Annotated in this window: 18 protein-coding genes and 2 tRNA genes; 10 read left to right on the top strand and 10 right to left on the bottom strand. The window is 63.1% G+C overall.

Going from position 1 to position 20,477, the window contains the following annotated elements:
- Nucleotides 1–44: 44 nt before the first annotated feature.
- Both ACXAF5_RS09250 and bmt read left to right on the top strand, forming a co-directional pair.
- Nucleotides 45–1,952, top strand: a complete 1,908-nt coding sequence (locus tag ACXAF5_RS09250; protein ID WP_474946377.1) for a phosphatidylglycerol lysyltransferase domain-containing protein — start codon at nt 45–47, stop codon at nt 1,950–1,952.
- A 66-nt stretch (nt 1,953–2,018) separates the two neighbouring features.
- The gene (gene bmt / locus ACXAF5_RS09245) at nt 2,019–3,041 is read left to right on the top strand and encodes a betaine--homocysteine S-methyltransferase (protein WP_474946376.1); all 1,023 of its coding nucleotides are present in this window, start codon (nt 2,019–2,021) and stop codon (nt 3,039–3,041) included.
- A gap of 67 nt (nt 3,042–3,108) precedes the next feature.
- Here the strand turns inward: bmt and ACXAF5_RS09240 are convergent, their stop codons facing one another.
- Complete coding sequence (locus tag ACXAF5_RS09240; protein WP_474946375.1) at nt 3,109–4,188, bottom strand: PA0069 family radical SAM protein; 1,080 nt, start codon at nt 4,186–4,188, stop codon at nt 3,109–3,111.
- 220 nt (nt 4,189–4,408) lie between these two features.
- Between ACXAF5_RS09240 and ACXAF5_RS09235 the strand changes: the two genes are divergently transcribed.
- Complete coding sequence (locus ACXAF5_RS09235; RefSeq protein WP_239321720.1) at nt 4,409–5,107, top strand: corrinoid protein; 699 nt, start codon at nt 4,409–4,411, stop codon at nt 5,105–5,107.
- Nucleotide 5,108: 1 nt separating this feature from the next.
- On the top strand, nt 5,109–5,870 hold the full coding sequence (locus ACXAF5_RS09230; protein WP_474946374.1) for a DUF1638 domain-containing protein: 762 nt from the start codon (nt 5,109–5,111) through the stop codon (nt 5,868–5,870).
- 40 nt (nt 5,871–5,910) lie between these two features.
- Here ACXAF5_RS09230 and ACXAF5_RS09225 read toward each other — a convergent pair whose 3' ends face one another.
- A complete protein-coding gene (locus tag ACXAF5_RS09225; protein ID WP_474946373.1) occupies nt 5,911–6,321 on the bottom strand; it encodes a SufE family protein in 411 nt (136 codons plus the stop codon).
- Nucleotides 6,322–6,454: 133 nt separating this feature from the next.
- Between ACXAF5_RS09225 and ACXAF5_RS09220 the strand changes: the two genes are divergently transcribed.
- Entirely contained in the window at nt 6,455–6,979 is a 525-nt protein-coding gene (locus ACXAF5_RS09220; protein WP_474946372.1) for a hypothetical protein, read from the top strand.
- 207 nt (nt 6,980–7,186) lie between these two features.
- Here the strand turns inward: ACXAF5_RS09220 and rnd are convergent, their stop codons facing one another.
- The 4 genes from rnd to rmmL form a co-directional block, all read right to left on the bottom strand.
- Complete coding sequence (gene rnd, locus ACXAF5_RS09215; protein ID WP_474946371.1) at nt 7,187–8,344, bottom strand: ribonuclease D; 1,158 nt, start codon at nt 8,342–8,344, stop codon at nt 7,187–7,189.
- 99 nt (nt 8,345–8,443) lie between these two features.
- Nucleotides 8,444–9,049 carry a phosphoribosylglycinamide formyltransferase gene (purN, locus tag ACXAF5_RS09210; protein WP_474946370.1) on the bottom strand — a complete coding sequence of 202 codons (606 nt, stop codon included), beginning with the start codon at nt 9,047–9,049 and terminating at the stop codon, nt 8,444–8,446.
- Entirely contained in the window at nt 9,046–10,092 is a 1,047-nt protein-coding gene (gene purM, locus ACXAF5_RS09205) for a phosphoribosylformylglycinamidine cyclo-ligase (RefSeq protein ID WP_474946369.1), read from the bottom strand. Before purM ends, purN begins: the two co-directional genes overlap by 4 nt.
- A gap of 295 nt (nt 10,093–10,387) precedes the next feature.
- Nucleotides 10,388–11,356 carry a quorum-quenching N-acyl-homoserine lactonase RmmL gene (gene rmmL, locus ACXAF5_RS09200; protein WP_474946368.1) on the bottom strand — a complete coding sequence of 323 codons (969 nt, stop codon included), beginning with the start codon at nt 11,354–11,356 and terminating at the stop codon, nt 10,388–10,390.
- A gap of 121 nt (nt 11,357–11,477) precedes the next feature.
- Here rmmL and ACXAF5_RS09195 point away from each other — a divergent pair, with 121 nt between their 5' ends.
- Nucleotides 11,478–12,407: a LysR family transcriptional regulator gene (locus tag ACXAF5_RS09195; protein WP_474946367.1), complete on the top strand. Its 930-nt coding sequence runs from the start codon at nt 11,478–11,480 to the stop codon at nt 12,405–12,407.
- A gap of 36 nt (nt 12,408–12,443) precedes the next feature.
- Nucleotides 12,444–12,519 (top strand) — tRNA-Ile (locus tag ACXAF5_RS09190).
- Between the two features lie 195 nt (nt 12,520–12,714).
- Here the strand turns inward: ACXAF5_RS09190 and ACXAF5_RS09185 are convergent.
- A complete protein-coding gene (locus ACXAF5_RS09185; protein ID WP_474946366.1) occupies nt 12,715–13,653 on the bottom strand; it encodes a PRC-barrel domain-containing protein in 939 nt (312 codons plus the stop codon).
- 273 nt (nt 13,654–13,926) lie between these two features.
- On the opposite strand from ACXAF5_RS09185, the gene ACXAF5_RS09180 reads away from it, so the two are divergent.
- Nucleotides 13,927–15,111: an AI-2E family transporter gene (locus ACXAF5_RS09180; protein ID WP_474946365.1), complete on the top strand. Its 1,185-nt coding sequence runs from the start codon at nt 13,927–13,929 to the stop codon at nt 15,109–15,111.
- Between the two features lie 266 nt (nt 15,112–15,377).
- Here ACXAF5_RS09180 and ACXAF5_RS09175 read toward each other — a convergent pair whose 3' ends face one another.
- Nucleotides 15,378–15,557 (bottom strand): PLD nuclease N-terminal domain-containing protein, encoded by a 180-nt coding sequence (locus ACXAF5_RS09175; protein ID WP_474946364.1) that lies wholly within the window; start codon nt 15,555–15,557, stop codon nt 15,378–15,380.
- 192 nt (nt 15,558–15,749) lie between these two features.
- On the bottom strand, nt 15,750–17,075 hold the full coding sequence (locus ACXAF5_RS09170; protein ID WP_474946363.1) for an ATP-binding protein: 1,326 nt from the start codon (nt 17,073–17,075) through the stop codon (nt 15,750–15,752).
- Nucleotides 17,076–17,132: 57 nt separating this feature from the next.
- On the opposite strand from ACXAF5_RS09170, the gene ACXAF5_RS09165 reads away from it, so the two are divergent.
- Both ACXAF5_RS09165 and ACXAF5_RS09160 read left to right on the top strand, forming a co-directional pair.
- Nucleotides 17,133–18,056 carry an MBL fold metallo-hydrolase gene (locus ACXAF5_RS09165; protein WP_474946362.1) on the top strand — a complete coding sequence of 308 codons (924 nt, stop codon included), beginning with the start codon at nt 17,133–17,135 and terminating at the stop codon, nt 18,054–18,056.
- Nucleotides 18,057–18,124: 68 nt separating this feature from the next.
- Nucleotides 18,125–18,199, top strand: a tRNA-Asn gene (locus ACXAF5_RS09160).
- Between the two features lie 417 nt (nt 18,200–18,616).
- Here the strand turns inward: ACXAF5_RS09160 and ACXAF5_RS09155 are convergent.
- Nucleotides 18,617–20,443 carry a methyl-accepting chemotaxis protein gene (locus ACXAF5_RS09155; protein ID WP_474946361.1) on the bottom strand — a complete coding sequence of 609 codons (1,827 nt, stop codon included), beginning with the start codon at nt 20,441–20,443 and terminating at the stop codon, nt 18,617–18,619.
- Nucleotides 20,444–20,477: the final 34 nt, after the last annotated feature.

The following is a 20,477-nucleotide window of genomic DNA, read 5'->3' as shown; positions in this document are numbered from 1 at the left end:
TTTGGCGCACGGTCTGCACGCCTCAAGCATGGCGGATGCCCAAGATGACACCACGCTCCACGCGCAAACAGATCTTTGCCAACGCTTTGCGCGTGATCGCCCCGCTTGTCATCATGGCCACCTGCCTGCTGACGCTGGCCGACCATACCGATCTGCCGGCGCTGCCGGATCTGCTGTCGATGGCGCGGCAGGTGCCTGTCGCCAACTGGATCGGCGCCATGGTCGCCACCGGGCTGAGCTTCTGGGCGCTGGGTCGGTATGATGCCGTGGCCCATCGGCATCTGGGCAGCGGGACGCCCGACCCGCTGGCGCGCCGCGCAGGCATGGCGGCCATCGCCTTTTCGCAGGCGGTGGGTTTTGGTCTGCTGTCGGGGTCCTTCGCCCGCTGGCGCCTGCTGCCGCGCCTGTCGCCCCTGCAGTCGGCACAGATCACCGGGTTTGTCGGCATCACCTTCATGACCGCCCTGGCGGTGATCTGCGGGCTGACCCTGCTGTTGATCGGCGCCACACTGGCGTTGCGGGCGGTGGGGCTTGGCATTCTGGTGCTGGCCATCCTCTGCTGCGTGCTGTGCTTCCTGCACCCGGAATGGCGCCTGCGCGGTCTGAAGCTGCGGCTGCCGTCACTACAGGCCATCCTGGCGCTTGGCCTCTGGACCCTGATGGATGTGACCTGCGCCGGCATCGCCTTGTGGCTGCTGCTGCCAGAGGGCAGCGGAATTGCACTCGGCGCCCTGCTGCCCGCCTATTTTGTGGCCTTGGGTTTGGCGATCATCTCCTCCTCCCCCGGCGGTGCCGGCCCGCTGGAACTGGCCATGTTGTCCCTGCTGCCCGCGTCCGATCCGGCCGCGCTGATGGCCGGGCTGCTTGCCTTCCGCGCTGTCTACTACGGTCTGCCGCTGCTTTTGGCCGGTGTCGTGTTGCTCTGGCCCGGGCTGATCGGGCGCGCGCTGCCGGCGCCAGCCGTCACGGACACGGATCTGCTGGGGTCGGATGTTCGCCCCGCCGCCAGCCAACCCTTTGTCCGCCCGCAGGCCGAAACCGCCGTGATCCTGCAAAATGGCGGCCATGTCATGGCCTTTGGCCTGAACCAGGTGGCCATGCTGGACACGCCGCAGATCTCCGCGGTGCTGTTTGATCCGCTGAGCGGACGCCATGGTGAAATCCCCGATGCCCTGCGCCGCCACGCCCGCGCCCGCAATGCCGCGGCCTGTTTTTACAAATGCAGCGCGCGCATGGCGATCAGCGCCCGCCGCCAGGGATGGAAAGCGCTCCGGGTGGCGCAGGATGCGATCCTCTGCCCTGCGGAATTCACCCCGACCGGGGCCGGCTTTCGGCAGTTGCGCCGCAAACTGCGCCACGCCAGCAAGGCCGGGGTGACCGTCACACCGGCGTGGAGCAACCTGCCGCTTGCCGATATGGCGGCGGTGGACACCGCCTGGACCCAACACCACGGTCGCCCGCGCGGCACCACGATGGGGCAGTTCGAACCGGGCTATGTCGCCATACAGATGGTCTTTCTCGCCTGGCTGGATGACCGGCTGATTGGTTTCGTCACCTTCCATCGCGCCGCCGATGAATGGTGTCTGGATCTGGTACGGCATTTGCCCGGCGCTCCGGATGGCACCTGTCACGCGCTGGTGCACAGCGCGATCGAGGCCGCGCGCGAGGCCGAGGTCGCCCGCCTGTCGCTGGCCGCGGTCCCCGCTCACCGATTTGCACGCCAACAGGAGTGTGGATTGCGGCGGTTCAAGGCCAGCTTTGTGCCGCGCTGGGAGAACCGCTATGTCGTCGCCCCCAGCTGGCCGCAGATGGCCCTGTCCCTGGCAGAGATGATCCGCATGGTTCACCGCCCCGCGCGCCCCGAGATCACATGGCAAACGCCTCCCCAGTCCTCGCATCCGCCTCATGTTGATGTTGAAGAAAATGCAGTTGCCATGAAACGCTCTGCGTGACAGACGGACCCATCCTGTCAGTGGCACATCCCGCCGCTGACGCAGACCTGGCAAGTGGATACCAAGATGAGCAACAGTTTCCTCGATCTATTGCAGAGCCGCGACGTGCTGCTGGCGGATGGCGCCACCGGGACCAATCTGTTCAACATGGGTCTGCAGTCCGGGGATGCCCCGGAACTCTGGAACACCGAGGCGCCGGACAAGATCAAGGCGCTTTACCGCGGTGCGGTTGATGCGGGCAGCGACCTGTTCCTGACCAACAGCTTTGGCGGCACCGCCGCGCGGCTGAAGCTGCATGACGCGCAGAACCGGGTGCGCGAATTGAACCGCATCGCCGCCGAACTGGGACGCGAGGTGGCCGATACCGCCAGCCGCAAGATCGCCGTGGCCGGCTCTGTCGGCCCCACCGGCGAGATCATGCAACCGGTTGGCGAGATGAGCCATGCCGTGGCGGTCGAGATGTTCCACGAACAGGCCGATGCGCTCAAGGAAGGCGGCGTCGACGTGCTCTGGCTGGAGACCATCTCCGCACCGGAGGAATTTGCCGCCGCCGCCGAGGCCTTCAAACTGGTCGACATGCCCTGGTGCGGCACCATGAGCTTTGACACCGCCGGGCGCACCATGATGGGCGTCACCTCCGCCGACCTGGCCAAACTGGTCGAAGGATACGACGTGCCGCCGCTGGCCTTTGGTGCCAATTGCGGCACCGGCGCGTCCGATATCCTGCGCACCGTCCTTGGCTTTGCCGCGCAGGGCACCGAGCGTCCGATCATCTCCAAGGGCAACGCGGGCATTCCGAAATACGTGGACGGCCATATCCACTACGACGGCACGCCGGAGCTGATGGGCGAATATGCGGTTCTCGCCCGGGATGCCGGTGCCAAGATCATCGGCGGATGCTGCGGCACCATGCCGGAGCACCTGCGCAGCATGCGCGAGGCGCTCGACACCCGTCCGCGCGGCGACCGTCCGACGCTGGAGCAGATTGTCGACGTTCTCGGCCCGTTCACCTCGACCAATGACGGCACCGAAGACGGCGCCAATACCGGCTCAGAGCGCCGCAGCCGCCGGGGCCGTCGCCGCGGCTAAGCCGACGCATCGACGCCATGTCATGACAAACCTGCAAAGACCGGGCCTCTGCCCGGTCTTTTCCGTTTCAGAACAGGCTGAGCTGGTCGCCGGGTTGCGCGGGACGGGCAAACAGGTCGCATCGCAGCGGCGGGGCCTTCTCTGACAGCCCCAGCCGGGTGCAGGCCAGTTTGAACCGGCGAGCAATCATCTCGGCGTAGTGCCCTTCGCCGCGCATCCGCTGCCCCCAGCGCGGATCATAATCCCGCCCACCATGCATTTCGCGCAGGCGCGCCATCACTTTCTCCGCCCGGTTCGGGACATGGGCGTGCAACCAACCCTGCCACAGGCCCGAAACCTCGCGCGGCAGGCGCAGCATGATCCAGCTGGCGGCATCCGCGCCCGCATCGACCCCGGCCGCGAGCAAGGCTTCCAACTCGTGATCGGTCAGCCCCGGAACCAGCGGCGAGGTCATGATGCGCACCGGAATGCCGGCGCTGCTCAGCCGTTTGATCGTGGCCAGCCGGCGCACGGGCGCCGGGACGCGCGGTTCCATCCGGCGCGCCAGATCCGCATCCAGCGTGGTCACCGACACGCCGACCCGCACCAGACCCTGCGCCGCCATATCGGACAGGATGTCCAGATCGCGTTCGATCAGGGTCCCCTTGGTCACGATGGCCACCGGGTGGCGAAACTCTTGCAACACCTCCAGACAGGCCCGCATCAACGCATGATCGCGCTCGCAGGGCTGATAGGGGTCGGTGTTGGTGCCGATGGCGATCGGCGCGACCTTGTAGCCCGGCGCAGAGAGCTCCTTGCGCAACAGATCCGGCGCATTTGGACGCGCCACCAGCCTGGTTTCGAAATCCAGCCCCGGCGACAGGCCGAGGTAGGCGTGGCTCGGACGCGCAAAACAATAGATGCAGCCGTGTTCACATCCCCTGTAGGGATTGATCGAGCGGTCGAACGGCAGATCCGGAGACCGGTTGTAGGAGATCAGGCTCCGCGCCATCTCCTGGCGAATCTCTGTCGCGACCGACCGTTCCGGCACATCCTGATTCCACCCATCATCCACCTCTTCGCGCTGCAGATCAAAGCGTCCTGACGCATTGCTGAGCGCACCGCGAGATTTACGACATTTGAGGATTTGAGAACCATTTCCATGCATAGTGGGACTATGACACGCCACGCAGAACAAATAAAGAACACTTGCGGAAAAGAATACAAAATCAACCTGCAACAGCAGCATGATTGCGGTGGTTTCATCACCAGAGGTCGGTTCGTAACGCGGCTATGTCGCAATCAAAACAGTTCACCCCGTCGTTTCTGTCACAAAAAGATAGAATAACGGCCAAACCGGGTACGCCCGCCAGCTAAGGAATCCAGATATGTCAGACGAAGAAGACATCATCCTCGCAGACCTCGATGACGAGGAACTGGTCCAACAAATGTTCGACGACCTCTATGACGGTCTCAAGGAAGAGATCGAAGAAGGGGTCAATATCCTGCTGGAGCGCGGCTGGGCGCCCTACAAGATCCTGACCGAAGCGCTGGTCGGCGGCATGACCATTGTTGGCGCCGACTTCCGCGACGGCATCCTGTTTGTGCCCGAGGTGCTGCTGGCTGCCAACGCCATGAAGGGCGGCATGCAGATCCTAAAGCCGCTGCTGGCGGAAACCGGCGCGCCGCGCATGGGCTCCATGGTGATCGGCACCGTCAAGGGCGACATCCACGACATCGGCAAGAACCTCGTGTCGATGATGATGGAAGGCGCGGGTTTCGAGGTTGTCGACATCGGCATCAACAACCCGGTCGAAAACTACCTGGAAGCACTGGAAGAGCATCAGCCCGACATCCTCGGCATGTCCGCCCTGCTGACCACCACCATGCCCTACATGAAGGTTGTGATCGACACGATGGTCGAACAGGGCAAGCGCGACGACTACATCGTGCTGGTCGGTGGCGCGCCGCTGAACGAGGAATTCGGCAAGGCGATCGGCGCGGATGCCTATTGCCGCGATGCGGCTGTCGCGGTGGAAACCGCCAAGGAATATGTGGCGCGCAAGCACAACGCCATGAACGCCTGATATGGCTGCCGCGTCCCAGCGACGCGGCCGGGCGGCCCGACTTTCACAGCGGGCCGCCCTCCCCTTGCCGAGCGGCACCTCTCTCGAGGACACAAGCCTGACAGAGAACGGGCTGGCTGCACCAGAGCGCAAGACCGGGCGCATCCTGCTGATCGCCTGTGGCGCCCTCGCCCGCGAGATCCTCGACATCACCCGCGCCAATGGTCTCGACCATATGGATCTGACCTGCCTGCCGGCAAAACTGCACCTCTACCCCGACCAGATCATCACCCATGTCGAAGCCGCGGTCGAAAAACACCGCGCGACCTACGACCAGATCTATGTCGTCTACGCCGACTGCGGCACGGGCGGGCAACTGCTCGACAAATGCGAACACCTGGGGGTGGAGATGGTCCCCGGCCCGCATTGCTATGCTTTCTTCGAGGGCAACGCCCGCTTTGAAGAACAGGCCGAGGCGGGCGAGATCACGGCCTTTTACCTGACCGATTTTCTGGTCAAGCAATTCGATGCCTTCGTCTGGCGCCCCATGGGCCTCGACAAGAACCCGGAGCTGCGCGACATGATCTTCGGCAACTACACGACGCTGATATACCAATCCCAGGTCAACGATCCGGCGCTGGTGGAAAAAGCAAAGGAATGCGCCCGCCGCATGGGTTTGGACTTCGTCCATCGCCACACCGGCTATGGCGATCTGGAAACAACGCTCAGAGACTGGGGCGCAGCGCCGACATCCGGTGCCTCCGGCCAGGATCGGCGATCATAGCCCCCGCACCGGCTGACGCCGCCGATGTCTCGGCCCTGCCTCAGACCTGCGCGGCTGCCGTATCGCGAATGCGTTCGATCATGGCGCGCAACCCGTTCGAGCGCTGCGCCGACAGGTGATCGTTGAGCCCGAGACGTTCCATCTCGGCCCGCGCATCGACCGCGAGCACCTCTTGCAGGGTCAATCCGTTGTAGAGCTTGCGCAGCACCGCAATCAGCCCCTTGACGATCATGGCGTCACTGTCGCCGTCAAAGTGAAAGACACCATTCTCGATCTGCGGATGCAGCCAGACCTGACTGGCGCAGCCGTCCACCTTGGTCGCGGGCACCTTCAGGGCGTCGTCCAGGGGCGGCATCGCCTTGCCCTGTTCGATCACATGGCGATAGCGATCCTCCCAATCTTCAAAGAATTCAAAATCCTCGACGATCTCCTCGAAGGCGGCACTGGCCATGTCAAACCTCATCCTACTGTCAGGTGGCAACAGATCGGACCTAGGCCAGCGCAGGGGTCTTTTCAACCGCTTTTCAACGCCGCTTCAATCGGGTAGTCAGTTTTGCAAGTAACTCTGACTGCGGCAGGTATTCATGCGTATCACAATCGGCGCCCTTTTGGTTGGCACTCTGGTCCTGTCGTCCTGCGGCGGCTGGCGCGACTCGCGCATCAACCCCGGCAACTGGTTCGGACAATCGCGCGAAAGCCGCGTCGACGCCACAGCCGACGAGAACCTGAACCCGCTGATCCCGCAGGAGGAGGACCGGGTCAACCTGCTCGGGTCACGCAAGGATGCGGAGCAAGTGGACAACAGCCTGCCCATCGCCCGGATCAAGGACATGCGGATCGAACGCACCTCGGTCGGCGCAATCCTGACAGTCGAAGGCGAAGCCGCACGCAACGGTGCCTACAAGGCAGAGCTGGTGCCGTCGGAGATCCAGGAGGCCGGGCGGCTGGAGTACACCTTCCGCGTGACCTACCCCAAGAGCGCCACCTATCGAGGCACCGAGGCAACACGCACCATTCGCGCAGCCGTCAGCCTGTCGAACCAGGATCTGGCCGGAGTGCGGACCATCCGTGTCGTCGGCAAGGAAAACGCACGCGAAAGCCGCCGCTGAGCCGGGTCGGCGGGGCCTCGGCCCGGGGGGGGGCAGATCCCATCGCCGTCTTAAGACACAGACCCCTTTCGTATCAGGGTCTTAGGTTTCGGCCCGACCCTGCACCCCTGCTCTGACAGCGCGGCTGATCGACGGCCCTCCGCCCCAACGCAAAACACGCTCCCGCAGGGCGAAAGCGTGTTTTATCATCGGTTCGGATTTGGTCCTTCAGAGGTCGACGACCTTTACGACCTGCCCCTTTGCCGCCAGCGCCACTTCGCCATTGCACAGGCGCATGGCATCGGCGCCAAAGACCTCGTGCCGCCAGCCTTTGAGGGCCGGAACATCCCGCTCTCCGGCGGCGATGGCGTCCAGATCGGCGGAGGGCGCAATCAGCTTGGCCGCGACACCGGCGGTTTCGGTCTTGGCCTTGAGAAGCACCCGCAGCAGATCGGCCAGCGCGCCGTTGATCTGCATCTTTTCCCGCGAGCGATCCGGCTGCGGCATCTCGTCCTGCGGACAGTTCACGCCACGCTCCACCGCCTTGAGGATGCCCTCGGCAATGGCGCCTTTGCGCGCCTCGCGCAGCAACAGGCGGGAGCCGCCCAGATCGGACGGCGTGCGCGGTTTGGTGGACGCGAGCTCCACCAGCGCATCATCCTTGTAGACCCGGTTGCGGGGCACATTGTTGGTCTGGGCGTATTCCTCGCGAAAGGCCGCAAGCTCACGCACCACAGCAAGGAACTTACCGGAATTGGTGCGGGTCTTCACCCGGCGCCAGGCCTCGCGCGGCTGAATATCATAGGTCGCGGGATCGGTCAGAACCTGCAACTCTTCGGCGACCCAATGGCTGCGCCCGGTCTTGTCCAGTTCTTTGCGCAGGTGTTCATAGATCTGGCGCAGATGGGTGACATCCGCCAGCGCATAGGTCTTTTGCGCATCACTCAGCGGGCGACGCGACCAGTCGGTAAAACGCGACGTCTTATCAAGGCCCTGCTTGCAGATCTTGCGCACCAGCGTCTCATAGCCCACCTGCTCGCCAAAGCCGCAGACCATGGCGGCGACCTGCGTGTCGAACAGCGGTTTTGGAAAGACGGCCGCATCCACCCAGAAGATCTCCAGATCCTGACGCGCGGCGTGGAAAACCTTGACCACATCCTCGTTGCGAAAGAGCTCATAGAGGGGCTCCAGCGACAGCTCCCCCGCAAGCGGATCGACCAGAACCGCATCCGTTTCACCATCGCCGCGATAGGCGATCTGGATCAGGCAGAGCTTGGAATAATAGGTGCGCTCTCGCAGGAACTCGGTATCCACCGTCACATAAGGATATTTCGCGGCCTCTTCACAAAAGGCGCGCAGTTCGTCGGTGGTGGTCAGAGTTTTCATCAAATGGGTCTTTATTAAGGGTTTCTGCCGCTCGGCTCCCCGTTGATACGACGAGTGCAAGCGGGTTGCAAACCCTCTAACGGCAAGAAAGGGCGCAGGTCAGTTCAGACGCAGAATGTCGCGCTCGCCGCGCAAATAGCGCGCAAGCACGGCCGGATAGAGGCTATGTTCCTGCACCAGCACGCGCGCGGCCAGATCATCCGGCGTGTCACCGGGCAGAACCGGCACCTCCGCCTGGCCCAAAATCGGCCCGTCATCCAGAAGCGGCGTCACCTCATGCACGGTGCAGCCGTGGCGATCATCTCCGGCCTCCAGCGCCCGGGCATGGGTGTGCAGGCCCTTATATTTGGGCAGGAGAGACGGGTGGATATTCAGCATCCGCCCCTCGAACTGGCGCACAAACCCGGCGGTCAGCACCCGCATGAAGCCGGCCAGACAGACCACATCGGCGCGTGCGTCGAGGATAGGCTTTACCAGCTCGGCCTCAAACGCCTCGCGATCCTTGCCAAAGGGGCGATGATCCACAACAGCGGTCGCAACCCCGCGCGCAGCGGCCTTCGTCAGCCCGCTAGCATCGGCGTTGTTGGACAGCACCAGACAAGGTTGGCCCGGATGATCGGCGTCGTTCAGCATGCTGTCGACGAGGGACACCATATTGGAGCCCCCGCCGGAAACCAGAATGGCGACGCGTTTCTTGTCGCTCACAGCAGCCCGCCTGTGTAGCGGATGCCCTCCCCGGCTGTCACGGTGCCGAGACGCGCGACGGTTTCGCCTTCGCCCTCCAGCACCTCGGTCAGCGCATCGGCGCGGTCGGCCTTCACCACAAGCATCATGCCGATGCCGCAGTTGAAGGTCTTGAGCATTTCGCCCTCATCAATGCCGCCGGTTTCCGCCAGCCATTTGAAGACGCCCGGAAGCTCCCACGCACCAAGGTCGATATCAGCGCCCAGCCCCTCAGGCAGGACGCGCGGCAGGTTCTCGGTGAGGCCGCCACCGGTGATATGCGCCAGAGCATTGACGCCACCGGCCCGAACCGCAGCCAGGGCCTGTTTCACATAAAGACGCGTCGGGGTCAGCAGCGCCTCCCCCAGTTTGCCCGCGCCGAACGGGTTGTCGCCGTCCCAGCCAAGGCCCGAATACTTCACGATCTGGCGCACCAGCGAATAGCCGTTGGAGTGCACGCCATCAGAGGCCAGCCCCAAGAGCACATCGCCCTCGCTCACGCCTTCGGGCAGTGCGGTGCCCCGCTCCATCGCCCCAACGGCAAAACCTGCGAGGTCAAAATCCCCCTTGGGGTACATGCCCGGCATCTCTGCCGTTTCACCACCGATCAGCGCACAGCCAGAGCGCACGCAGCCCTCGGCGATGCCTTCGATGATTCGCGCCGCGACATCGGTTTCCAGCTTGCCGGTGGCAAAGTAGTCGAGGAAGAACAGCGGTTCTGCGCCCTGACAGACCAGATCGTTGACGCACATGGCCACGAGGTCGATGCCCACGCCATCCACCAGACCGGTATCAATGGCGATGCGCAGCTTGGTACCCACCCCGTCGGTGGCGCCGACAAGGATCGGATCCTCGTATCCGGCCGCTTTCAGGTCAAACAGCGCGCCAAAGCCGCCGAGGCCGCTCATCACACCCGGACGCGCAGTCCGCTTGGCCGCCGGCTTGATCCGGTCCACAAGCTCATTGCCCGCATCAATATCGACCCCTGCATCCGCATAGGTCAAACCGTTCTTGCCGCTGGTCATCGCATGGCTCCTTCCGTGAGGTTGCGCCGCCTTTACCGCTTTCAGTCAGATGTGGAAAGCCCCAGCTTGCCAATTCCCCCAGCATACGGTCACTTGCGGTATCCGACAGAACCAATACTTCGATGGATTTTAGTCGAACGCGTTAAGGTTGTGCAAAAAATCACCGGACGACCGAGGGCGCAGTGTTGGGCGATCCTGTGCCCCCGCCGTCCCCATGCCTGCCCCCGTCGCAAGCCGTTGGCCACGGCCGGAGGGCCGCCTTGTGGCATCGGCGGCCCTCCGGCTCTGTGCTAGGTCAAAGCCCGAATTGCCACGGCGCCTGGTCAAAGGCATAGGCCGCGCCGTCGCGCTCCACCCGTCCCAGTCCCGGGAAATCCAGGTGCATGCCGGTCACCAACAGCTGATCGGCGGCGGCCCGATCAAACATCGCCTTGCGGGTCTCTGCCGCCAGCGGCTGATCGACGTCGAAGGGAATGGTCCAGCCCGGGTTGGCGAATTGCAACGCGGTGCTGTGCACCACATCGCCCCAGATCAGCAGCGGCGTGGCGCCCGTGTCCAGCATGAAGCCCGAATGGCCCGGCGTATGTCCCGGCAGCGGCATCGCGTCAAAGCCCGGCAGCACCTCGCCTTCACCGGCAAAGACCTTGCGCCGCTGCGCATAGGGGGCCACCGCATTGCGCGCCATCTGAAAGAACCCGCGGCTGCCCTCGTCGACCGAGGCCATGATCGCGTCATCATGCCAGAACGCCCATTCCGCTTCGGCCACCACCAGCTCCGCATTCGGGAAGGCCGCGCTGCCATCCGCAGCCAACAGGCCGCCGGCGTGATCGGGGTGCATATGGGTCAGCAAGACGGTGGAGATCTGCGCCGGGGCGACACCCGCGGCCGACAGCGCCGCCATCAAGCCACCCAGATCCGGCCCCATCAGCTGTGCCGTCCCGGTGTCCACCAGCGTGTACTGACCGCCGCGCTCCACCAGATATCCGTTCACCGGAATTTCCAGCCCCTGCGGGCCTTCGGAATAGAAACTGCCGGACAGGGTCTCCTCCGCGCGCGCTGCGTCATAGCCGGTGAAGGCCGCAGCCGGGACCGCGAGATGCCCGTCGAGCAAGGCTGTTATCGTCATCTCACCCAGCCTGATCTGGTGCAGGACCGGCGCGGGCCCCGCGGGCGCGGCCTGTGCCAGCCGGCCAAACGCGGGGAGGGACAACGACGCGGCACCAAGACCAAGTGATTTCAACAGGGTTCTGCGGGAAAGGGTCATAAGAAGCTCCAATATCCTGGGCCCGTCAATTACGGGCTGCACTGACCTTATCGCTTTGGTCTGGCATCCCATAGCAGGGACCGTCTAATATGGGGTATTAGCATCACTGATAGGATGGGCCATGGATCGGCTGTCACTTCTCGAGACCCTCATCGTTGCGCTGGACGAAGGCAGCTTGAACCGGGCGGCCCAGCGACGCGACATGACGCAATCCGCGGTCAGCCAGCAGATCAAGCAGCTCGAAGCGCTGGTGGGGCATCAGTTGCTGCACCGCACCGCACAGGGTGTCCGGGCGACGCGCTCGGGTGCTTTGGTCTATGCCCATGCGCAGGATCTTCTGGGCGGCTTTGACCGCATGGCGGCAGAGCTGGATCAGATGCACAACAGCCTGTCGGGAGATTTCCGCATCAGCGTCAACAGCTTTCTGGGGCGCGGGGTGATCGGCCCCATGTTGCTGGATCTGGATCGCAGGCATGATGACCTCAACATCATCATGCGGATCGAGGACCGGCTGGTCGATGTGGTGCGCGAAAACTATGATCTGGCGATCCGCACCGGCCGCCTCGGCGATACCGATGGTGTCGGCCGCCGCATCGCAAGCCTGGAAACCGTGCTCTTTGCCACCCCGGAATACCTGGACCAGAAAGGCCGGCCCAGTGACCCCGAAGATCTGAAGCACCTGAAGTTCATCCAGCACCACGAGGACCAGACCAAGGGGTTCTTTCCATTGACGCGCGATGGTACCGAGCATCTGGCCCCGATCCGGGTCGGGTTCACCGCCGATGACCCGGACCTGATCATGCGCGCGGTCGGCAGTGGATCGGGCTATACCCGCGCCCCCTTGTTCTTTGTCCAGGACATGCTTCGGGACGGCACCTTCGAACAGGTTCTGCCCCACTGGAGCGCGCCGGAAAAGGATGTGTTTGCGGTGTATCCCTCGCGCCATGGCCTGGACCGGAGGCGGGATCTGGTGATCGACGGCGTGATCGAGCGCTTGCAGGAGATCCGCCACAATCGCCCCCCTCCCCGGCTGCACGCAATCACCGCTTGACCTCTCCCGCGCCATTTCCTACCAGTTTGCGCAGGTGGGCCTGTAGCTCAACGGTTAGAGCAGAGCGCTCATAACGCTTTGGTTGCAGGTTCGAATCCTGCCGGGCCTACCAGATATTCGAGACGTCCCCGACAGCCCCGCTGCAACAGCCCCAAACGGCACCCTGTACCGCCAGCAGCGTTTGCCTGTGCGGGACGGCCTATGCGTTCCAACATCAGGCAATAACGTCAGCGGCCCGCCAGAGGCTGGCGGGCCGCGTTTTAAATGCCCCTCATCACGGATGGGGATCCGTCAGGGCCTGCTGACCTTACTTACCCTCGTAGGTCGGCATGGACTTCAGTTTCTCTTCGGTCATCGGCACGTAAACGCGCACATCATCGCCATCGGTTGCGGTCATGACCTGGACCTCGTCGATGCTCAGCTTGACGGGTTTTTCGCCGATACCGAGGAAACCACCCACGTCAACAACGGCATGCGTGATGACCTGTTTGTCGTTCATGACCAATTCGGACACTTCGCCCATCCACTCGTCCTTGGCGTCATAAACCCGGGCACCGGTGAGAAGGTCTGCCGTCAGGGTCTTGTCGACCACCGGCTCATACTCGTCACGCAATATCGGTTCGCCGTCCTGCGCCATCGTGTCGGCGGCCATGTCCTGTGCCTGCTCGGTCGTGTCCGTGATCGCCTCTCCCACTTCGGAGGCTGCGGTTTCGGCACCGGACTTCAGATCCTGGGCGGTGTTCTCAATGGCCGTTCCCGTTGCTTCCGCGGTTTGTTCGACCGCATCCGCGGCCTGCGCAACCTCCTGGTCCAGAGTGCTACGGGCATCGGTGTAATAGGCCGGCGCGTTCTCGAAATCCGCCATATCGGCCTGCATCACCAGGAAGTAGTCCGAGGTGTCTTCCGCCGTGGCGCTGTCGGAGACCCATTTCAGCGCATCCATGTCCACGGCAATCTGACGCTCGCCGATCCCGAGGAAACCGCCGATGTCCACGAGGACCGAGTCGATCATCCCGTCGCGGCTGAGCACGATATCATTGACCTCGCCAATGTTCTCCCAGCCGTCCTGGATACCGGCAAAGCTGTCCTGTTCGACAGCATCGCTGCTGGTGTAGATGCGCTGGCCGATGAACTCGGATGCGTGAATTGCCATCGGGTCGTTCTCCGCGCGGAACATCCCTGTTTCCGCCACGGCCATGGTCGAGGTTACGGTCAGCAAGGCGCTGGTAATAAACAGATGTTTCATTGGAACTCTCCTCATTGATTGGGCAGTGGTCTGTCGCGACGACACTCCCCCAACCAACCGGACGGGGTGAAAAATGTTCCTGAAAAAAACCGCGTGCTGCCGCCGTCCTGCGCAAGAACCGGCTCAGAACCCGCACCCGGCCAAGGCGCGCACGGCGACGTCAGACCGCGGTGACACAGGTCGCAGCAAGACCACGGTGAAGGATTGGCAGCGTCGCGGGAACGAGTTGGCGCGGGCTGCGTTGTCGTTGCGTCAGGGAGAGAGAACCAGATCATGAAACCCACCAATCCAGCGCCGGATGGCACAGCCTCACCGGCCTCCGATCACGCCGTGTCCAGCGCCCCCTCCGATCAAAGCGGCGCTTCTGCGACGCAGGCCACGCATCGCAACCTGGTCCTGATCCGGAACTTTCTCGGTATCATCGTGGTCATCTGCGCCGCCGCAATGATCTTCTTTGCCAAGGAGGTCATCCTCCCCTTTGTGCTTGGGGTGCTGATTGCGCTTACGCTCAGCCCCCTGACCCGAGGGCTCGCCCGTCATGGCATCCCGCCCCTGATCTCGGCGGGCTTGCTGGTCCTGGCAGTTGCGGCAACGGTGGCCGGTGGCATCTACCTGCTGAGCGGCCCGGTCGCCGAATGGATCGACGAGGCGCCGCGCATGCGCGCCGTGCTCGAACAGCGGTTGAGGGCGATCACCTCCTCCCTGGAAACGGTCCGCGAAGCCTCGCAGCGTGTCGAAGACATCGCCGCCAGCACCGAAGATTCCGATGTCATCAAGGTGGCGATCGACCAGCCGGGGATCATTGCCTCGACCGCGCTTGACATCGTGACGCTGGCCACGACCGCGATGGTTGCGCTGGTGCTGGCGCTGTTTCTTCTGGCCTCCAACGATATGTTCTACCTGAAAATCGTGCAGAGCTTTCCCAGCCTGACCGAAAAGACCCGCGCCTTGCAGATCGTCTACAGCATCGAACGTCGGATTTCGCGCTACCTCTTGTCGGTGACGCTTATCAACGCCGGTCTGGGCGTCGTGGTTGGATGTTGCATGTGGGCCATCGGCATGCCGCAACCCGTGGTCTGGGGGGCGATCGCCTTCCTGTTCAACTTCCTGCCCTATATCGGCTCCCTTGCCGGTGTGGTGCTCTGCGCGGTGGTGTCGCTGGTGACCTTCTCCGCCTTGTCCTATGCCGTGCTGGCGCCACTGGCCTATTTGCTGGCAACGCTGATCGAAGGGCAGTTCGTGACCCCGGTCTTGTTGGGGCGGCGCCTGAACCTGAACGCGGTTGCGGTCTTTGCGGCAGTGGTGCTCTGGGCCTGGGTCTGGGGCGTGGCGGGCGCTCTGATGGCGGTGCCGCTTCTGGTCTGTCTCAAGTCCCTGTGCGATCACGTTCCCGCCCTGTCCGTTCTTGGCACCTTTCTCGGGGGTTCGAACGCCCCCGCCGCACACCCCGCCGACTAACAAACTGGCAGCCGCGATTTGGTCACGTCACCTGCGTCCTGCGAAACAGGCCAACGGGACCCGATGCGCAGTTGTGCCCCAAAGCCCGCGCCCCACACGAACCCACACAAACCGGCACGAGCCGACACAAAAAAGCACGAAATCCGGAGGATCCCAATCGCGTCCCGCCGCACTCACAAGAGCAGGACGCCCTTGCAGATCTGCGGCACGCGATCAGCATTCAGCGGATTTCGTGGGGATAAACCCGGATTAAGGGGCAGTTGCGCTTAGAGCGCGCGCCCCTTGGGACCGGCAAAGTACCAGATGATAAAGCCGAGCACGGGCAGGATCAGGATCAGAAGCGTCCAGAGAACTTTGGCGCCGGTGCTGCTGCCACTGCTCCAGGTTTGCAAGATCGCGTAGATGTCCGCGATCAGGACCAGAAGGCCAAAAATACCATATTCCATGTGCTGTCTCCTTGAAGCTGTTGCTTCGGAAACGCCTTAGTCGCGGTTTCGTTCCCGACCGGCCCTGACGGCACCGACCTGACAACCGCGGAAACACGCGCACGCCCCACCGGCGCGACCGCGCCACACCGGGGGGAATGTCCTCTGTCAAAGCCCATCGCCCGCAGCGGGTTTTCGCGGCGGGCCGCACGGTCAGAGTGCAATCACGATGTCCGCCTGCAACCCTCCAAGCTCCTCGCTGGTTTCCAGTCGCAAGGTCCCGCCATGGGCGCGCGCGATATCCGCCACGATCGCCAGGCCCAGGCCAACGCCCGTGCCCCGATCCTGGTTGCGCGCAGGATCGAGCCGGGTGAACGGGCGCACCGCATCGCCCCGCAGATCATCCGGGATGCCCGGTCCGTCATCCTCCACCCGGATACGCAGAGATTTCTGCATCACCGCCACCGAGACCCGCGCACGGGTGCCGTATCGCACCGCGTTGGAGATCAGATTGTCGAGCGCCCTCCGTACCGCAGCCACCCGCAGGGGCACCGGACGGTTGCCAACCGCCTCCACCAGCAGGACGTTCTTGCCCTGTCGTGTCCAGCTGTCCACCGCTTCCGAGACCAGGGCGCAGGGGTCGGCCTCCTCCATGGCACTGGTGCTCACCCCGCGCGAAAAGTCGAGGAAGGCATTCACCATGTTCTCCATCTCGGTGACGTCCTGCAACATCGGCTTGGCGTCGTCATCGTCCAGCATCGACAGGCCCAGCTTCAACCGGGTGAGCGGTGTGCGCAGGTCATGACTCACCCCCGACAGCATCAGGGTGCGCTGTTCGATCTGCCGTTCGATCCGGGATCTCATATCGACAAAGGCCGCCCCGGCCGCACGTACTTCGGTTGCGCCGCGCGGATGATAGGGGATCATGCGACCGCGGCCAAAGGCTTCGGCTGCATCTGCAAGCCGTTTGATCGGTCGCAGCTGGTTGCGCATATAGGCCATGGCGATGACGCCCAACAGAATGCCAAAAAAGACCATGATCACGATCAGCTGGTGCGGCGCGGCAACGCTGACCCGTCGGCGGCTGAACTCCACCTCCAAGGGGCCGTGCTGCGTGTCGACCACCGTGCGCAGCACCTTGGTCCGCGGCAGTTGGATCGACAGGAACTCAGGCAGGCTCTGTTCCAGGGTCGCGCGCACGATCCGGCCCGAAAAATCCTCGAAATGGATCAGATCGGGTGGCACCGCGTCGGCCTCCAGAAATCGCATCGACATCTGCAACGGCCCCATCATCGGGTCGAGCCGGGCCAGCGCCGCCGCGCGATCCTCCGCCTGCGTCACCTCGTTTCGGATCAAGATGAGCTCGCGCACCATCGTATAGGTCATCTGCTGGGTGATGTCTTCCAGATCGCGCCGGATGAACACAAAGGACACCACGAATTGCAGGGCAATCACCGGCATCAGCAAGATCAGCGCCGCCCGCCCGTAGATGCCCGAGGGCATTCTGGGGAGATAGTATTTGAGACGTGAGAGTTTCATGACTAAGCCTAGGCCTGGGCGCCGGTTGCAACGGCGCTCCGATACGGGAGGTGCCAGATGAACAGACCGCAAGCCGACACCGGGTTCAACCCCAAACCCGGTGTGCCCGAAGAGGTGGCCCCCGGGGTCCGCCGTCTGCTGGCGCCCAACCCCTCCGCGATGACCTATCGTGGCACCAATACCTATCTTGTCGGCGACAGCGAGATTGCGGTGATCGACCCCGGGCCGGCGTCGGACGCGCATCTGGAGGCCATCCTCAACGCGGTGCAACCGGGCGGGCGGATTGGCCATATCTTGGTAACCCACAGCCACCTCGATCACTCGCCGCTGGCGGCCGCCCTCCGGGAGGCCACCGGCGCGCCTGTCTATGCCCATGGCACGGCCACCACGGGGCGCAGCGCGATCATGGCCCAGCTTGCCGCCGAGGGTATGCTCGGCGGTGGTGAGGGCATCGATCACGGTTTCGTCTGCGATCATACTCTGGCGGATGGCGACATCATCGCAGGTGCCGACTGGCAGATCGAGGCGCTGCACACGCCCGGTCATATCGGCAATCACCTGTGCTTCGCGATCGGGGGACTGCTGTTCTCCGGCGATCACGTCATGGGCTGGGCCAGTTCCTTGGTCTCGCCCCCGGACGGCGACCTCACGGACTTCATGGCCTCTTGCGCGCGGCTGCAGCAGCGCCGCTGGACGTGTTTTCTACCCGGACACGGCGATCTGGTGCACGATCCCGCGGAGAGGCTGGCCTGGCTGATTGCGCATCGCAAAGGGCGCGAGGCCGACATCCTCGAACAACTCGCGCATGGCGCCGCCGACGCCGCCAGCCTGGCCAGGCACATCTACCGCGACACCCCCGACCCGTTGCTCCCCGCGGCGGAACGCAATGTGCTGGCTCATCTCGTTGACCTCTATCAGCGCGGGCGGGTGCGGCCGACCGCGACATTGGCGCGCGAAGCCATCTTCGAACTGTGCCGTTGAATTTTTTTTCGAATTTCACATTTCCCTCTGGACGCCCCCGCCTGTGGCGTCTATATCGGCGCCCACACTCCGGCGTAGCTCAGCGGTAGAGCAGTTGACTGTTAATCAATTGGTCGTAGGTTCGATCCCTACCGCCGGAGCCAAAGATTTCAAGGACTTAGCGCTCGTTCGCTAAGTCCTTTTTTCTTGTCGAGTACGCTGTCGTCACAAGGATACGCGCCCGTGCCGTATCTCGCCAAACCCATCAGCGCGCGACCTGAGTTTCAACAATTTGATCGCAGCGAGGCTTTGGTGCATCGTGACAGGTCTCGTCGTTCCCCATGACCAAGGTGGTGCAATCCGTGGCCCGGCCAGATCGCAAGCGCAGTCGTCTACCCCGTGAGGTTTGAGACCAGAATTTCATACCATAGAGTATGTTCAACCGGTCTCCGGCAGCTGCGGCCGCAGCCTACAGTTGCGTTTCATGATCTCTGGCGCGGACGGCAACCAATCAGGACACGCACGAAAAAACGCGGCCCAAGGGGCCGCGTTTTCCTGAAAGGGTCTCGTTGAGATCCGGATCAGAAATCGTCCCAGATCTTGGTCGCTTCGCTGCCACCACCGCTTGCGACTGCAGCCTGGCTGGGCTCCGGGGTGTAATCCCAATCGTCCCCATGCGCAGAGGGCGCCGTGTGCTGCTGTTCTTCGGCAGCTGGCACCAGAGGTTCCACATTGCGTGTGCCGGCACCGAGTTTGAAATGTGACACCATTTCCGCGAGGTTGGTGGCATTTGCTTTCAGCATATGGCTTGCGGCGGTCGCTTCTTCGACCATTGCAGCGTTCTGCTGGGTCACCTGGTCCAGTTCGACCATACCGCTGTTGATATCGCCAAGACCGGCGGACTGCTCACTTGCGCCCTGGGCGATGTCGGAAATCAGACCGGAGATCTGCGTGACCCGTTCGACGATATTGTGCAGGGCTTCACCTGCCTTGCCGACCAGATCCACGCCGCGTTCGACCTGTTTGGAACTGTCGCCGATCAGGGTTTTGATTTCCATCGCCGCATCGGAGGACCGCTGGGCAAGCGCCCGCACCTCGGAGGCGACAACCGCAAAGCCACGGCCGGCTTCGCCCGCACGGGCTGCTTCGACACCCGCGTTCAGGGCCAGCAGGTTGGTCTGGAACGCAATATCATCGATCACGCCAATGATCTGGGAGATATGGCTCGAGGATTGCTCGATCTCGGTCATTGCCGACACCGCGCTGTTGACGACGGTTCCGCTGTTCACCGCTTCGGATTTTGCCTCTTCCATGGTGTTGGCCACGCTGCTGGCCCCATCCGCAGCCTGACGCACGGAGGCGGTCAGCTCATCCAGAGCGGCAGCGGTTTCTTCCAGAGTCGCAGCCTGGCTTTCGGTGCGGCGCGCCAGATCGTCCGAAGCGGAACTGATCTCGGTCGAGCCGTTCTGAATGCTATCGGCGGCGTCGACCACGGCGGACACCGTGTCAAACAGGCGATTGACCAGCGCATTGAAGTCCGTGCGCAGCTTTTCGTAGTCTGCGGGGAAATCTTCGGTGATCTGCACGGTAAGGTCGCCGGTGGAGAGGTTGCCAAGCGCGTCGCTGAGCACCGTCACCACATGTTCCTGGGCGGCGTCCTGCTTGCGCTTTTCCTCTTCCATGCGTTGCTGTTCGGCTGTGGTGTCGCGGAAATCCACCAACGCTTTGCCAAGCGCGCCGATTTCGTCCCGGCGGTCGGCTTCGGGGATATCCCGGGTGGTGTCACCATGTTGCAGCGCATCGATGTGGTTGACGACGTCGCTGATCGGGCGCGAGACGGCAACCGCAATCATGTAGAAGATGACGGAGAAACCGGCAAAGATGGCAAATCCCAGACCCGCCGCAACCGTATTGGCGTGCATGATCTCATTGGCGATGATGGAGGTATCCAGCGCCCAAACCATGTTACCGGCTTCTTCTCCTTCGAACAGGAGCGGTGTGCGGAAGTAGGTGAAGTCGCCATCCACCAGCCGGGTTTCCCCGGTTTCGAGCAATTCTTCTGCCTTCAGCGTCCAGGCTTCCTGCATCTCCTCGCCCTTGAAGGCTTCGGACAACACATCGCCGCTGCTGACGACACGCGCAAACACGAAGGTCTCGCGCTCGGCGAGGGAGGCCAGCGTGGTGTTGGCCAGTTCCTCGTCATAGTTCCATGCCGCGGTCGCAAGCGGCGCGGCAATATATGTTTCGGTCAGTTCGACCTGCTCCTCGAACCCGGTATAAAGCGCGGTCGAGAGGCGCTGTGCCCAGAACGTCGTGATAACGCCAATCATCATCAACAGACCAGCCATCCCGGGAAGCAGGATCTTCTGTTTCACTGGCATGTTCCGGAACCAAGACTTTAAGAACATGGTGTCCCTCCAAATCGTTCGGAGATACCATTGC

It is taken from the genome of Epibacterium sp. ABV4_022, assembly GCF_056159345.1.
This window is presented reverse-complemented; position numbering and strand designations above follow the sequence as displayed.

Coding starts and splice junctions, on each gene's coding strand:
- rnd (WP_474946371.1), bottom strand. CDS start 8,344: ATGAAAACTCTGACCACCACCGACGAACTGCGCGCCTTTTGTGAAGAG.
- ACXAF5_RS09250 (WP_474946377.1), top strand. CDS start 45: ATGACACCACGCTCCACGCGCAAACAGATCTTTGCCAACGCTTTGCGC.
- purM (WP_474946369.1), bottom strand. CDS start 10,092: ATGACCAGCGGCAAGAACGGTTTGACCTATGCGGATGCAGGGGTCGAT.
- ACXAF5_RS09240 (WP_474946375.1), bottom strand. CDS start 4,188: ATGCATGGAAATGGTTCTCAAATCCTCAAATGTCGTAAATCTCGCGGT.
- ACXAF5_RS09185 (WP_474946366.1), bottom strand. CDS start 13,653: ATGAAACATCTGTTTATTACCAGCGCCTTGCTGACCGTAACCTCGACC.
- ACXAF5_RS09235 (WP_239321720.1), top strand. CDS start 4,409: ATGTCAGACGAAGAAGACATCATCCTCGCAGACCTCGATGACGAGGAA.
- ACXAF5_RS09195 (WP_474946367.1), top strand. CDS start 11,478: ATGGATCGGCTGTCACTTCTCGAGACCCTCATCGTTGCGCTGGACGAA.
- ACXAF5_RS09155 (WP_474946361.1), bottom strand. CDS start 20,443: ATGTTCTTAAAGTCTTGGTTCCGGAACATGCCAGTGAAACAGAAGATC.
- ACXAF5_RS09165 (WP_474946362.1), top strand. CDS start 17,133: ATGAACAGACCGCAAGCCGACACCGGGTTCAACCCCAAACCCGGTGTG.
- ACXAF5_RS09220 (WP_474946372.1), top strand. CDS start 6,455: ATGCGTATCACAATCGGCGCCCTTTTGGTTGGCACTCTGGTCCTGTCG.
- ACXAF5_RS09225 (WP_474946373.1), bottom strand. CDS start 6,321: ATGGCCAGTGCCGCCTTCGAGGAGATCGTCGAGGATTTTGAATTCTTT.
- ACXAF5_RS09175 (WP_474946364.1), bottom strand. CDS start 15,557: ATGGAATATGGTATTTTTGGCCTTCTGGTCCTGATCGCGGACATCTAC.
- ACXAF5_RS09230 (WP_474946374.1), top strand. CDS start 5,109: ATGGCTGCCGCGTCCCAGCGACGCGGCCGGGCGGCCCGACTTTCACAG.
- ACXAF5_RS09170 (WP_474946363.1), bottom strand. CDS start 17,075: ATGAAACTCTCACGTCTCAAATACTATCTCCCCAGAATGCCCTCGGGC.
- bmt (WP_474946376.1), top strand. CDS start 2,019: ATGAGCAACAGTTTCCTCGATCTATTGCAGAGCCGCGACGTGCTGCTG.
- rmmL (WP_474946368.1), bottom strand. CDS start 11,356: ATGACCCTTTCCCGCAGAACCCTGTTGAAATCACTTGGTCTTGGTGCC.
- ACXAF5_RS09180 (WP_474946365.1), top strand. CDS start 13,927: ATGAAACCCACCAATCCAGCGCCGGATGGCACAGCCTCACCGGCCTCC.